Annotated in this window: 13 protein-coding genes; all 13 read left to right on the plus strand. The window is 69.7% G+C overall.

Annotated features, from left to right (window positions below):
• Positions 1 to 128 precede the first annotated feature (128 nt).
• The 13 genes from A8M77_RS28505 (at position 129) to A8M77_RS28565 (ending at position 12624) form a co-directional block, all read left to right on the plus strand.
• Positions 129 to 1106 carry a Bug family tripartite tricarboxylate transporter substrate binding protein gene (locus A8M77_RS28505; protein WP_086924868.1) on the plus strand — a complete coding sequence of 326 codons (978 nt, stop codon included), beginning with the start codon at positions 129 to 131 and terminating at the stop codon, positions 1104 to 1106.
• 149 nt (positions 1107 to 1255) lie between these two features.
• On the plus strand, positions 1256 to 2077 hold the full coding sequence (locus tag A8M77_RS28510; protein ID WP_086924839.1) for an SDR family oxidoreductase: 822 nt from the start codon (positions 1256 to 1258) through the stop codon (positions 2075 to 2077).
• 22 nt (positions 2078 to 2099) lie between these two features.
• A complete protein-coding gene (locus A8M77_RS28515; RefSeq protein WP_086924840.1) occupies positions 2100 to 2654 on the plus strand; it encodes a cupin domain-containing protein in 555 nt (184 codons plus the stop codon).
• A 20-nt stretch (positions 2655 to 2674) separates the two neighbouring features.
• Positions 2675 to 3547, plus strand: coding sequence for an alpha/beta fold hydrolase (locus A8M77_RS28520; RefSeq protein ID WP_086924841.1), 873 nt, complete (start codon positions 2675 to 2677; stop codon positions 3545 to 3547).
• A gap of 28 nt (positions 3548 to 3575) precedes the next feature.
• Positions 3576 to 4409, plus strand: a complete 834-nt coding sequence (locus A8M77_RS28525) for an IclR family transcriptional regulator (protein ID WP_086924869.1) — start codon at positions 3576 to 3578, stop codon at positions 4407 to 4409.
• A 10-nt stretch (positions 4410 to 4419) separates the two neighbouring features.
• Positions 4420 to 5256, plus strand: a complete 837-nt coding sequence (locus A8M77_RS28530) for an SDR family oxidoreductase (RefSeq protein ID WP_086924842.1) — start codon at positions 4420 to 4422, stop codon at positions 5254 to 5256.
• Positions 5249 to 6946 (plus strand): thiamine pyrophosphate-binding protein, encoded by a 1698-nt coding sequence (locus A8M77_RS28535; RefSeq protein ID WP_086924843.1) that lies wholly within the window; start codon positions 5249 to 5251, stop codon positions 6944 to 6946. Before A8M77_RS28530 ends, A8M77_RS28535 begins: the two co-directional genes overlap by 8 nt.
• Before the next feature lie 9 nt (positions 6947 to 6955).
• The gene (locus A8M77_RS28540; RefSeq protein WP_086924844.1) at positions 6956 to 7756 is read left to right on the plus strand and encodes an aspartate dehydrogenase; all 801 of its coding nucleotides are present in this window, start codon (positions 6956 to 6958) and stop codon (positions 7754 to 7756) included.
• A gap of 20 nt (positions 7757 to 7776) precedes the next feature.
• A complete protein-coding gene (locus A8M77_RS28545) occupies positions 7777 to 9255 on the plus strand; it encodes an aldehyde dehydrogenase (protein ID WP_086924845.1) in 1479 nt (492 codons plus the stop codon).
• A gap of 10 nt (positions 9256 to 9265) precedes the next feature.
• Positions 9266 to 10237 (plus strand): VOC family protein, encoded by a 972-nt coding sequence (locus A8M77_RS28550; RefSeq protein ID WP_086924846.1) that lies wholly within the window; start codon positions 9266 to 9268, stop codon positions 10235 to 10237.
• Positions 10237 to 11304, plus strand: a complete 1068-nt coding sequence (locus tag A8M77_RS28555; protein WP_238137009.1) for a Bug family tripartite tricarboxylate transporter substrate binding protein — start codon at positions 10237 to 10239, stop codon at positions 11302 to 11304. The genes A8M77_RS28550 and A8M77_RS28555 overlap by 1 nt, the downstream gene beginning before the upstream one ends.
• Before the next feature lie 48 nt (positions 11305 to 11352).
• Entirely contained in the window at positions 11353 to 11574 is a 222-nt protein-coding gene (locus A8M77_RS28560) for a recombinase-like helix-turn-helix domain-containing protein (protein WP_086924847.1), read from the plus strand.
• A 12-nt stretch (positions 11575 to 11586) separates the two neighbouring features.
• A complete protein-coding gene (locus A8M77_RS28565) occupies positions 11587 to 12624 on the plus strand; it encodes an aromatic ring-hydroxylating oxygenase subunit alpha (protein ID WP_086924848.1) in 1038 nt (345 codons plus the stop codon).
• Positions 12625 to 12631: the final 7 nt, after the last annotated feature.

The following is a 12631-nucleotide window of genomic DNA, read 5'->3' on the forward strand; positions in this document are numbered from 1 at the left end:
CAGGGTTGACCCCTAGACAAATCGACCACTTCAGGCTTATTCTTCACCTGTTTGTTCCATTAATAAATCATTGTTTTATTAGTGGAACAAACAAGACCCACCATTCGCCACGGATCGAAAGCACGATGATGAAGCCCTCCCGTCGCCAGGCACTCGCGCTGGCCCTGTCCCTCGCCGCAGCCGGCGCCGCCGCCCCCGCCTGGGCCCAAGGCTATCCGGCCAAGCCCGTCACCATCGTGGTGGCCTATCCGGCCGGTGGCGACACCGACGCGCTCGCCCGCCTGTTCGCCGAGAAGCTCTCCACGCGCATCGGCCAGCCGGTGGTGGTGGACAACCGGCCCGGCGCCAGCGGCGTGATCGGCAGCAGTTTCGTGGCGAAGGCGCCGGCCGACGGCTACACGCTGCTGCTGGCGCCCAGCACCTTCTCGATCGCACAACTGGTGCTCAAGACCGGCAGCAGCACCGGCTACGACGTGCAGGGCGGCTTCACCCCCATCGTGCAGACCGGCACGCTGCCGCTGTTCCTCGTGGCCGGTTCGGGCTCGGGCTTCAAGAGCTTCAAGGACGTGCAGGGCGCCAAGGACAAGACCCTGTCCTATGGCAGCCCCGGCAGCGGCTCACCGATGCACATCCTGGGCGAGATGGTCAACAAGGCCGCGGGCCTGAGCCTGGGCCACGTTCCCTACAAGGGCGTGGCGCCGGCGGTGAACGACGTGCTGGGCGGCCATGTGCCGCTGACCTACATCACCTATGGCCCGATCGCACCGCACCTGGCCGGCGGCAAGATGCTGCCGCTCGCGGTGGCGGACCGCGCGCGCTCGCCGCTCGCGCCCAACGTGCCCACCTTCGCCGAGCTGGGCTACAGGAACGTGGAAGTGACGGCCTGGCATGGCCTCTTCGGCCCGAAGAACATGCCGCCCGAGGTCGTGAAGACGCTCAACGCCCACTTCAACGAGATCCTGAAGATGCCGGACGTGGTGTCCAAGATGGCCGTGCTGGGTGCGCTTCCGCTGGGCGGCGCGCCGGACGTGCTGGCCAAGACCAACGCGGCGGACTTCGAGCGCTTCGGCAAGATCATCAAGGAACTCGGCATTCAAGCCGACTGATATGGCTCTCCCCCAGGCTTGCTCACTTCGTGTAGCCGCCAACCCCCTCACCGGGGGCAACACCGGCGGCCCGGCCAAGCCGGTTCCGCGGTGTTCCCCGAACGGGCCGCGCTTCGCGGGCCGCGCCACTGCCTAGGAAAGCTGGTTGTATGAGTACTGAAAGCATCAAGGCCATCCCTGATCCCGAGAGCCTGCAGGCGCTGCTCGCGGAGCTGCCGAACGACCTGCTGGCCGGCCGCCGCGTGCTGGTGACCGGCGCGGCGCGCGGGCTGGGCCTCGCCTTCGCCAAGTGCATCGCCGCCGCGGGCGCGTCGGTGGTGCTGGCCGACATCCTCGCGGACCTGGCAGAGCAGGAGGCGCAGGCCCTGCGCGACGGCGGCTTCGATGCGTATGCGCTGGCGGTGGACCTGTGCGACCCGGCCTCCATCGACACCTGCGCGGCCGAGGCGACCCGCCTGCTGGGCCGGCTCGACGGTCTGGTCAACAACGCCGCCATCACCAACTCCGGCGGTCGCGATGCCCATGCGCTGGACATCGAGACCTGGGACCGCGTGATGGACGTCAACGTGCGCGGCACCTGGCTCATGAGCCGGGCCTGCCAGCCGGCCCTGGCCGCCAGCGGCCGCGGCGCGATCGTCAACCTGGCTTCCGACACCGCCCTGTGGGGCGCGCCGAAGCTGCTGGCCTATGCCTCCAGCAAGGGCGCCGTGATCTCGATGACGCGCTCGCTCTCCCGCGAGTGGGGCGAGCACGGCATCACCGTCAACGCGGTCGCGCCCGGCCTCACGCTGGTAGAGGCCACCGAGTACGTGCCGATGGCGCGCCACCAGAAATACCTCGAAGGCCGCGCCATCCCGCGCGAGCAGCAGGCGGTGGACGTCTGCGGCGCGGTGCTGTTTTCCCTGTCCGGCCTGTCGCGCTTCGTGACCGGCCAGTTGCTCGCCGTCAACGGCGGCTTCGTGATGCACTGATTTCCTTGCAAGGAGTAATTCGATGAGCGATTTGTCCGAACAGAAGAAATTCGACGACAGCCAGGTCGGCGAGACCCTGCGCCGCCCCCAGGGCGCGAGCCTTGAAGCGTGGATGAACGGCCGCATCGCGCGCTATTCGACCCGCCAGTACGACTGGAACGCCCTGAAGTTCCAGGCCGACTACGACCCCAAGTTCCGGCGCGCGCAGATGCGCTACATGGGCACCGGCGGCACCGGCGTGGCCGCCGACGTCAACACCGTGCCCTCGGAGCACTTCACCTTCTCGACCATGGTGATCCCGGCCGGCCACGAAGGCCCGCCGCACCTGCACATCGACGTGGAGGAGGTGTTCTTCGTGATGCGCGGCAAGCTCAAGGTGGTGCTGACCACCGCCGAGGGCGAGCGCTACGAGACCGTGCTGACCGACCGCGACCTGATCTCGGTCCCGCCGGGCGTGTACCGCGAGGAGATCAACGTCGGCGACGAGGATGCGCTGATGTGCGTGATGCTGGGTGCGAAGAAGCCCGTCACGCCGACCTATCCCGCCGATCACCCCCTCGCCAAGATCAAGCGCTGAGCTTCAAGGAACGCGACGCCATGACCGGTGCAGCCATGACCGACCTCCAGCCCCTGCCGGCCGCCGAGCTGGCGCGCCTCGATGCGCGCTTTGCGGCGCGCAGTGTGCAGGTGGCCGGTGGCGCGAGCGTTTCGGTGCGCGAATGCGGCACCGGCCCGGCGCTGGTGTGCCTGCATGGCATCGGTTCGGGTGCGGCTTCATGGCTGGACGCGGCACTTGCGCTGGAAGATGAGGCCCGGCTGATCGCGTGGGACGCGCCGGGCTATGGCGCATCGACGCCGTTCGTCGCCGCTGCACCGAAGGCCGCCGACTATGCCGAACGCCTCGCAGCCTTGCTCGACGCGCTGGACATCGATCGCTGCGTGCTGGTCGGCCATTCGCTCGGTGCGCTGATGGCCGCCGCCGCGGCCCGTCCCGGGTCTGCACTGGCCTCGCGCATCTCGAAGCTGCTGCTGATCAGCCCGGCAGCCGGCTACGGCGCGCCGGCCCGTGCCGAGGCGCAAGCCCGCGTGCGCGCCGAGCGCCTGGGCACGCTGGAACAACTCGGCATCGCCGGCATGGCCGCGAAGCGTTCTGCCCGCCTGGTTTCCGATCACGCCAGCGACACCGCGCGCCAATGGGTGCGCTGGAACATGGCGCGCCTGAACGAGGATGGCTACCGCCAGGCCGTCGAGCTGCTGTGCGGCGGCGACCTGTTGGCCGACCTGCCGCCTGCCATGCCGGTGCGCGTGGCCTGCGGCGCCCTGGACGTGGTGACCACGCCCGAAGCCTGCGCCGAGGTGGCGAAGCAGTGCGGCGTGCCGCTCGAGACACTGCCGCGTGCCGGGCACGCGAGCTATGTGGAACAGCCCGAAACCGTCGCCGCCTTGCTGCGCGATGTGCTGGCGGCCTGATCGCACCGACGACAAGAAAGAGAAATCGATGAGCACCGACAAGGATTCAATGGAAGAGGGCGCCGACCGCTACAACGTGCCGGCCCTGGAGCGCGGCCTGCGCATGCTGTGCGAGTTCAGCCGCGAGAACCGCACCCTCTCCGCGCCCGAGCTGGCGCGCCGCTTCGACCTGCCGCGCTCCACCGTGTTCCGCCTGCTCACCACGCTGGAGAACATGGGTTTTCTCGAGCGCGCCGAGGGCGGCCGCGACTACCGCCTGGGCCTGGCCGTGCTGCGCCTGGGCTTCGAGTACCTGGCCTCGCTGGAGCTGACCCAGCTCGGCACGCCGCTGCTCAACCGCCTGTGCGAGGAACTGCGCACGCCCTGCAACCTGGTGGTGCGCGATGGCCGCTCCATCGTCTACGTGGCCAAGGTGGCGCCGCCCACGCCCTTCGCCAGCTCGGTCACCGTGGGCACGCGCCTGCCGGCCCATGCGACGGTGCTGGGCCGCATCCTGCTGGAGGACCTGACCCTGCCGCAGCTGCGCGCGCTTTACCCGGAAGAGCGGCTGGAGACTTTCTCGCCGTCCACCCCCAAGACCGTCAACGAGTTGTTCGACATGGTCCAGGCCGACCGCCAGCGCGGTTTCGTGCTGGGCGAGGGCTTCTTCGAATCGAACATCTCCACCATCGCGGCCCCGGTGCGCGACCACAGCGCCCACATCGTGGCCGCGCTGGGCGTGACCATCACCTCCGGCCACATCGACGAGAACCGCATGGACGAGATGGTGCGCCGCGTGCGCGAGACGGCCGACGAGATCTCGGGCCTCCTGAACTACTCGCCCGCCGGCAGCGCCAAGGTCGTGCCGCTGCGCAGCGCCTGAGGACGTGGACATGACGACAACGACTTCTCCCTCCTTCCTCGCCGCCGACGCGCTGGCCGGCCGCGTGGCCGTGGTCACCGGCGGCAGCTCCGGCATCGGCCTGGCGACCGTCGAACTCCTGCTGGCCGCCGGCGCCGCGGTGGCGCTGTGCGGCCGCAATGCCGAGCGCCTGGACCGCGCGGTCGCCACCCTGCGCGAGGCGCGGCCTTCGGCGCGCCTCTTCGCCCAGACCTGCGACGTGCTCGACCCCGCCTCGGTGAAGGCCTTCGCCGCCGCCAGCGAGGCCGCGCTCGGCCCGGCCTCCATGCTGATCAACAACGCCGGCCAGGGCCGCGTCTCCACCTTCGCCGACACCGAGGACAGCGCCTGGACCGAGGAGCTGCACCTCAAGTTCTTCTCCGTCATCCATCCGACCCGCGCCTTCCTGCCGCAGCTCGCGGCGCAGCACGCGGTGCTGGGCGATGCCGCGATCGTCTGCGCCAATTCGCTGCTGGCGCGCCAGCCCGAGCCGCACATGGTCGCCACCTCGGCCGCGCGTGCCGGCCTGCTGAACCTGGTGCGCTCCATGGCCACCGAGTTCGCGCCGCAGGGCGTGCGCGTCAACGGCATCCTGATCGGCCTGGTCGAGTCGGGCCAGTGGCGCCGCCGCTTCGAGGCGCGCGAAGACAAGTCGCAGGACTGGTCTGCCTGGAGCGGCCAGCTCGCCAAGAACAAACACATTCCCCTGGGTCGCCTGGGACTTCCGACGGAAGCCGCGCGCGCCATTCTTTTCCTCGCTTCGCCCCTCGCGTCCTACACGACGGGCAGCCACATCGATATCTCCGGAGGCTTGTCCCGCTATGCATAACCCATCCAACCCCACGCAGGTCACCGGCGGTGCCGTCGTTGCCGCCTTCCTCGAACAGTGTGGCGTGAAGGCCGCCTTCGGCGTGATCTCCATCCACAACATGCCGATCCTCGATGCCTTCGCGCAGCGCGGCGCGGTGCGTTTCGTCTCGGCACGCGGCGAGGCCGGTGCCGGCAACATGGCCGATGCCTATGCCCGCTCCACCGCCAGCCTGGGCGTGTGCGTGACCAGCACCGGCCCGGCCGCCGGCAACATCGCCGGCAGCATGGTGGAGGCGCTGACCGCCGGCGCCCCCGTGCTGCACCTCACCGGCCAGATCGAGACGCCCTACATCGACAAGGGCATGTCGTACATCCACGAGGCTCCGGACCAGTTGACCATGCTCAAGGCCGTGTCCAAGGCCGCCTTCCGCGTGCGCAGCATCGACAACCTGCTCGGCACGCTCAAGCGCGCGGTGCAGGTCGCGCTCACCGCGCCCACCGGCCCGGTCAGCGTGGAGATCCCGATCGACATCCAGTCGGCCATGATGGCGATGCCCGCCGACCTGTCGCCGCTGCCCATCGAGGCCGCGGTGCCGTCGAAGTCCGGCCTCGATGCCCTGGCCGCCAGCCTGGCCAAGGCCAAGCGCCCGATGCTGTGGATCGGCGGCGGCGCCCGCCACGCGCGTGCAGCCATCCAGCGCCTGCAGAAGCTCGGCTTCGGCGTGGTCACGACCACGCAGGGCCGCGGCACGGTGCCCGAGGACAATCCGGGCTCGCTCGGCGCCTACAACATCCAGAAGCCGGTCGAGGCCTTCTACCAGACCTGCGATGCGATGCTGGTGGTCGGCTCGCGCCTGCGCGGCAACGAGACGCTCAAGTACGAGCTGAAGCTGCCGCGCCCGCTGTACCGCGTCGATGCCGATGCAGCCGCCGAAGGCCGCTGCTACGCGACCGATGCCTTCGTCTGCGGCGATGCCGCGCTCGCGCTCGAAGGGCTGGCCGACCGGCTGGAAGCCGCGAACTACAAGGCAGACCCGGCCCTGCTCACCGACCTGCGCGCCGCCCACGAACAGGCGGTCGCCACGCTGCGCGACGGCCTCGGCCCCTACGCCGAGCTGGTGCGGCAGATCCAGTCGGTGGCGGGCCGCAGCTTCAACTGGGTGCGTGACGTGACCGTCTCCAACAGCACCTGGGGGAACCGAGAGCTGCGCATCTTCGAGCCCAGCGCGGGCGTGCACGCCACCGGCGGCGGCATCGGCCAGGGCATGCCCATGGCCATCGGCGCGGCCATCGGCGCGGCCGTGACCGGCTCGGGCCGCAAGACCTTCTGCCTGGCCGGCGACGGCGGCTTCATCCTGAACCTGGGCGAGCTGGCCTGCATGGTGCAGGAAGAGGCACCGATGGTGATCGTGCTGATGAACGACAAGAGCTACGGCGTGATCAAGAACATCCAGGACGTGCAGTACGGCGGCCGCCGCTGCTACGCCGACCTGCACACGCCCGACTACGCGCTGCTGTGCAAGTCGATCGCGCTGCCGCATGCGCGCGTCTCGCGCCTGGAGGACCTGAAGGGCCAGCTCGACGAGGCGCTGGCCGCGCGCGGTCCCTTCCTGCTGGAGATCGACATGCTGTCGATCGGTGGCTTCAAGAGCACCTTCGCCGGCCCGCCGACCAACACCATCACGCAGATCCCTGCGCTCAACAAGTAAGGACCCGACATGCTGCGCGTGGCACTCATCGGTTGTGGCGCCATCGGCAGCTCGGTCATCGAGCTGCTGAAGGGCGACGCCTCGCTCGCGGTTGTGGCCGTCGTGGTCCCGGCCGAGGGCCTGGAAGCGGCCCAGGCGCTGCTGGACAAGCTCGCCCCCGGCGTGCAGGCCGCGACGGCCGTGCCTGCGAGCGGCATCGACCTGGTCGTCGAAACCGCCGGCCACGCGGCGATCGAGGAGCACGTGCTGCCGGCGCTGCGCCGCGGCACGCCCTGCGTGGTCGCCTCGGTGGGCGCGCTGTCCGCGCAGGGCCTGGCCGAGCGGCTGGAGGTCGCCGCCATCACCGGCAAGACGCAGGTGCAGCTGATCGCCGGCGCGATCGGCGCCATCGATGCGCTGGCCGCGGCCCGCATCGGCGGACTGGACAGCGTGCGCTACACCGGCCGCAAGCCGCCCAAGGCCTGGAAGGGCACGCCGGCCGAGCAGGGGCGCGACCTGGACGCCCTGCGCAGCGAAGTCGTGATCTTCGAAGGCAGCGCCCGCGAGGCCGCCACGCTCTACCCCAAGAACGCCAACGTCGCCGCCACCGTGTCGCTCGCCGGCCTGGGCCTGGACCGCACGCAGGTGCGCCTGATCGCCGACCCGTCGGTCGACGAGAACGTGCACACGGTCGAGGCCGAGGGCGCCTTCGGGCGCTTCGAGCTGAGCATGCGCAACAAGCCGCTGGCAGCGAATCCCAAGACCTCGGCGCTCACCGTCTACAGCGCCGTGCGTGCGCTGCGCAACCGGGCCGCGGCCCTCGCCATCTGACGGCGCGAAAGAACCCCACCATGATCTCCAACGAACTCCTCCCCCTCAACATCGCCGGCGAATGGCGCCTGGGCGGCGGCGATGCCTACGAGAGCCTGTACCCGGCCACCGGCGAGCCGATCGCGCGCCTGAAGGCCGCGAGCGCGGCCGACGTGGACGAGGCCATCGCGCGCGCCGACGAAGCCTTCCGCACCAGCGGCTGGGCCCAGAAGCTGCCGCACGAGCGCGCCGCCGTGCTGCACCGCGTGGCGCAACTCATCCGCGACGAGGCCGAGCCGCTCGCGCAGAAGCAGCGCCTGGACAACGGCAAGCCGATCAACGAGACGCGCGCGCTGGTGGCCAGCGCGGCCGGCACCTTCCAGTTCTTCGCGGCCGCGTTGGAGACGCTGGAGGAGACCATCACGCCCTCGCGCGGCCCCTTCGTCACCATGAGCGTGCACGAGCCCATGGGCGTGGTCGCGGCCATCACGCCGTGGAACTCGCCCATCGCCAGCGAGGCGCAGAAGCTGGCGCCGGCGCTGGCCGCGGGCAACGCGGTGATCGTGAAGCCGGCCGAGGTCACGCCGCTGATGGCGCTGGAGCTGGCCCGCATCTGCGAGAAGGCGGGCGTGCCGCGCGGCATCGTCAGCGTGCTGCCGGGCAAGGGCTCGGTGATCGGCGACGCCATCACCAAGCACCCGCTGGTCAAGCGCGTGTCCTTCACCGGCGGCACCACGACCGGCAAGCACATCGCGCACATCGCGGCCGACAAGATGATGCCGGTCTCGCTGGAGCTGGGCGGCAAGTCGCCGACGATGGTGCTGGAGGACGCGGACCTGGACCACGCGGTCAACGGCGTGCTCTACGGCATCTTCAGCTCCTCGGGCGAATCGTGCATCGCGGGCTCGCGCCTCTTCGTGGCGCGCAGCATCTACGATGAGTTCGTCACCCGCGTGGCCGAGGCCGCCAAGGCGCTGCGCGTGGGCGACCCGGCCTCGGAGCGCACGCAGATGGGCCCGCTGATCACCGCCAAGCACCGCGAGAGCATCGAGCGCTACGTGGAGCTGGGCGTGTCCGAAGGCGGCCACATCCGCACGGGCGGCGTGCGCCCGCACGGCACCGACCTCGACCGCGGCTACTTCTACACGCCGACGATCCTGGAAGGCCTGACCAACAGCGCGCGCATCAGCCAGGAGGAGGTCTTCGGGCCGGTGCTGGTGGCCATGCCCTTCGACAGCGAAGAGCAATTGATCGAGCAGGCCAACGACAGCGTCTACGCACTCGCCGCGGGCGTGTGGAGCCGCGACTTCAAGCGCGCCTGGCGCCTCGGCCGCGCCGTGCAGGCCGGCACCGTGTGGATCAACACCTACAAGCAGTTCTCCGTCTCCACGCCCTTCGGCGGCTGGCGCGACAGCGGCCTGGGCCGCGAGAAGGGGCGCGAAGGGATCTTCCAGTACATGGAGCAGAAGAGCATGTACTGGGGCACCAACGCGCAGCCCCTGCCGTGGGCCAACCAATAAGGGACATGCCATGAGCGTGCTTGGAATCGATCAGATCACTTACGGCGCGGACGACCTCGCCACCTGCCGCCGTTTCTTCTCCGACTGGGGCCTGGCGCTGAAGTCCGAGACGGCCGACCAGTTCATCTTCGAATGCCTCAACGGCTGCCGCGTCGTCGTCGCCGCGCTGGGCCAGGCCGGGCTGCCGGCCGCGATGGAGGAGGGGCCCACACTGCTGGAAGTGGTGTGGGGCGTGGAGAGCGAGGCCGACCTTGCGCGCTATGCCGCCGCCATCGCGAAGGACAAGGATTTCACCGACGGCGAAGTGGAAGGCGCACGCCGCATCGGCTGCACCGACCCGAACGGCCTGGCGGTGCGCCTGCAGGTCAGCCGCAAGCGCGCGATCGACGTCGAATGCGGCGCGATGAACACCTGGAACGCGAAGCCGCGCATCAACCAGGCCGCCCCCATCTACGAGCGCGCGACGCCGATCGAGGTGGGTCACGTGGTCTTCTTCGTCGCGGACGTGCAGGCCACCAGCGCCTTCTATGCCGACCGCTTCGGCTTCGTCGGCTCCGACAGCTACCCCAACCGCGGCGCCTTCATGCGCTGTGCACCCGAGGGCGGGCACCACGACCTGTTCCTGCTGCAGCTGCCCTCGGGCAAGCGCGGGCTCAACCACGTGGCCTTCACCGTGCGCGACATCCACGAGGTGTTCGGCGGCGGCCTGCATTTCTCGCGCTGCGGCTGGGAAACCCAACTGGGCCCGGGCCGGCATCCCGTCTCCTCGGCGTACTTCTGGTACTTCAAGAACCCGGCCGGCGGCCTGATCGAGTACTACGCCGACGAGGACCAGCTCACCGCCGACTGGCAGCCGCGCGAGTTCGAGCCGGGACCAACCGTGTTCGCGGAGTGGGCCGTCGATGGGGGCCTCGACGGTAACACCCGTCGCCAGAAGAACGCGGATGGCCCTCAAGGCAAGTTCCTCACCGAGAAGAAATGATGACCACCCCCGTTGCTTGCTCACTTCGTGTAGCCGCCTCCCCCCTCAAGGGGGCGACACCAGCGGCCCGGCAAAGCCGGTTCCGCGGTGTCTCCCGAACATGCTGCGTCGCTGCGCTCGCAGCTCTCGGATTCGCCGGTGCCCATGCGCAGAGCGCGGTCGAGAAGCAGCTGTCGAGCGACCGCTTCACCATCGTCTCGCCCTTCCCGCCGGGCGGCCCGGTCGACACGCTGGCACGCGTGCTGTCCGACGGCCTGGCCAAGCGCTACGGCCAGGCGGCCGTGGTCGAAAACATGCCCGGCGCGGCCGGCAACATCGGCATCGACAAGGTCAAGCGCGCGAAGCCCGACGGCCATACGCTGCTGGTCGTGCCGGCCGGCAACCTGACCATCAACCCGACGCTGATGCCGAACTTCCCGTTCAACATCGAGAAGGACTTCGTGCCCGTCACCATGCTCGCGAAGGCGCCCAACGTGCTGGTGGCCTCGCCCTCGGCCGGCATCAAGAGCGCGAAGGAGCTGGTGGCGCAGGCCAAGGCCAGGCCCGGCACGCTCTCCTATGCCTCGCCGGGCGTCGGCAGCGGCCTGCACCTGGCGGGCGAGCTGTTCAAGCAGCAGGCCGGCATCGACCTGCTGCACGTGCCCTACAAGGGCACGGCGCCGGCCCTCAACGACGTGCTGGGCGGCGTGGTGCCGCTGATGTTCAGCAACCTGCCGGCCACGCTGCCCTTCATCAAGAACGGCAAGCTGGTGGTGCTGGGCGTGACCGAAGCCAGGCGCAGCCCGGCGGCGCCGGAGATCCCGACGCTGGCGGAACAGGGCATTCAGGGCGTGGCCGTGACCTCCTGGTACGGCCTGCTCGCCCCGGCCGGCACGCCGCCGGCCGTGGCCGAGCAGCTCGCGAAGGATGCCGCCCAGATGCTGGCCCAGCCCGAGGTGCGCGAGCGCCTCCAGGCCCAGGGCATGACCGAGGCGACCATGAAGCCGGCCGAGTTTGCCGTCTCCATGCGCGACGAGACCGCGATGTGGGCCAGGATCATCAAGGCCCGCAACATCGTGGCCGAATGAGGCGCAACGCCGCCTGATACCCCGATTCCCCTTCCACGGAGGCCCACGATGCAACAAGACCGCTACCTGCAACCGCACCAGGCGCGCCAGCGCCCCGCGACCACCTACGAAGACCTGCTGGGCGACGCCATCGAGCGCGCCTTCGGCGATGGCGTCCATGACCTGGCGGGCCTCGTCGAGCGACTCAACGACAGCGGCCTGGCCACCCCCGGCGGCCAGGCCTGGACCGAAGACAACTATCGCCAGGAGATGGCCAAGCTGGCCGCCTGAGGAGACAAGCACATGACCACCATCGCCATCCAACCCGTTGCGCAGGACCCCGTGGACCAGCTGCTCGAGATCGGGCTGAAGGATCTCTGGTACGCGATCTGCCCCTCGCACTTCATCCGCGAGAACCCCGTCTCGGTGCGCCGCCTGGGCAGCAAGATCGCGCTGTGGCGCGACGGCACCGGCAAGCTGCATGCGCTGGAGGACCGCTGCCCGCACCGCGGCGCGCCGCTGTCGCAGGGCGTGATCCTGGGCGACCGGCTGTCCTGCCCCTACCACGGCGTCGAAGTGCGCTGCGACGGCGTGGTGACCCGGGTGCCGGGCAGCCCCGGCTGCAAGCTCGAGGGCTCGCAGGCCACGCGCCACTTCCACGTGGAGGAGCGCGCCGGCGCCGTCTTCCTCTACAACGCCAAGGAGCCGGTCGATGTGCCGCCGCCGCTGGTGCTGCCCGAGGAGCTCTCCGACGAAGCGCAGTACGCGGCCTTCCTCTGCTACACCGAGTGGAAGGGCGACTACCGCTACGTGCTGGACAACGTGATGGACCCGATGCACGGCACCTTCCTGCACAAGCAGTCGCACTCGATGGCCGAAGGCGATTCGCAGGCCAAGTTCGGCATCCGCGCCACCGACAACGGCTTCGTGTTCGAGAAGGAAGGCCAGCGCAACGTCAACTTCGACTGGACCGAGTGGGCCGACACCGGCCTGCACTGGATGCGGCTGGAAATCCCCTATCCGAAGACCGGCGGCCCTGGCGGCAACTTCATCATCATCGGCTCCTTCGCGCCGATGCCGAACGGCATGACCGCCACCTTCTTCTGGCGCGTGCGCAAGCTCTCGCCGGGCTGGGAGCGCGACACCTGGCGCTTCCTCTACCGCAACCGCCTGGAGGCGCGTCACTGGCACGTGCTGGAGCAGGACCGCGTGATGCTGGAGGACATGGAGCCCGATGCCAACCGGCACGAGAACCTGTACCAGCACGACCTGGGCATCGTGCGGCTGCGCCGGCACATGCGCAATCTCGCCCAAGCCCAGCTGGAACAGGCCGGAGCCTGATCCGTCC

This window comes from Variovorax sp. JS1663 (assembly GCF_002157355.1).
In the GTDB taxonomy this organism is placed as follows: Bacteria; Pseudomonadota; Gammaproteobacteria; order Burkholderiales; family Burkholderiaceae_C; genus Variovorax.

Excerpts from the sequence above, each read along its gene's own strand:
- A8M77_RS28515 (WP_086924840.1), top strand. The coding sequence starts at position 2,100 with ATGAGCGATTTGTCCGAACAGAAGAAATTCGACGACAGCCAGGTCGGC.
- A8M77_RS28550 (WP_086924846.1), top strand. The coding sequence starts at position 9,266 with ATGAGCGTGCTTGGAATCGATCAGATCACTTACGGCGCGGACGACCTC.
- A8M77_RS28560 (WP_086924847.1), top strand. The coding sequence starts at position 11,353 with ATGCAACAAGACCGCTACCTGCAACCGCACCAGGCGCGCCAGCGCCCC.
- A8M77_RS28565 (WP_086924848.1), top strand. The coding sequence starts at position 11,587 with ATGACCACCATCGCCATCCAACCCGTTGCGCAGGACCCCGTGGACCAG.
- A8M77_RS28510 (WP_086924839.1), top strand. The coding sequence starts at position 1,256 with ATGAGTACTGAAAGCATCAAGGCCATCCCTGATCCCGAGAGCCTGCAG.
- A8M77_RS28505 (WP_086924868.1), top strand. The coding sequence starts at position 129 with ATGAAGCCCTCCCGTCGCCAGGCACTCGCGCTGGCCCTGTCCCTCGCC.
- A8M77_RS28540 (WP_086924844.1), top strand. The coding sequence starts at position 6,956 with ATGCTGCGCGTGGCACTCATCGGTTGTGGCGCCATCGGCAGCTCGGTC.
- A8M77_RS28545 (WP_086924845.1), top strand. The coding sequence starts at position 7,777 with ATGATCTCCAACGAACTCCTCCCCCTCAACATCGCCGGCGAATGGCGC.
- A8M77_RS28555 (WP_238137009.1), top strand. The coding sequence starts at position 10,237 with ATGACCACCCCCGTTGCTTGCTCACTTCGTGTAGCCGCCTCCCCCCTC.
- A8M77_RS28525 (WP_086924869.1), top strand. The coding sequence starts at position 3,576 with ATGAGCACCGACAAGGATTCAATGGAAGAGGGCGCCGACCGCTACAAC.
- A8M77_RS28535 (WP_086924843.1), top strand. The coding sequence starts at position 5,249 with ATGCATAACCCATCCAACCCCACGCAGGTCACCGGCGGTGCCGTCGTT.
- A8M77_RS28530 (WP_086924842.1), top strand. The coding sequence starts at position 4,420 with ATGACGACAACGACTTCTCCCTCCTTCCTCGCCGCCGACGCGCTGGCC.
- A8M77_RS28520 (WP_086924841.1), top strand. The coding sequence starts at position 2,675 with ATGACCGGTGCAGCCATGACCGACCTCCAGCCCCTGCCGGCCGCCGAG.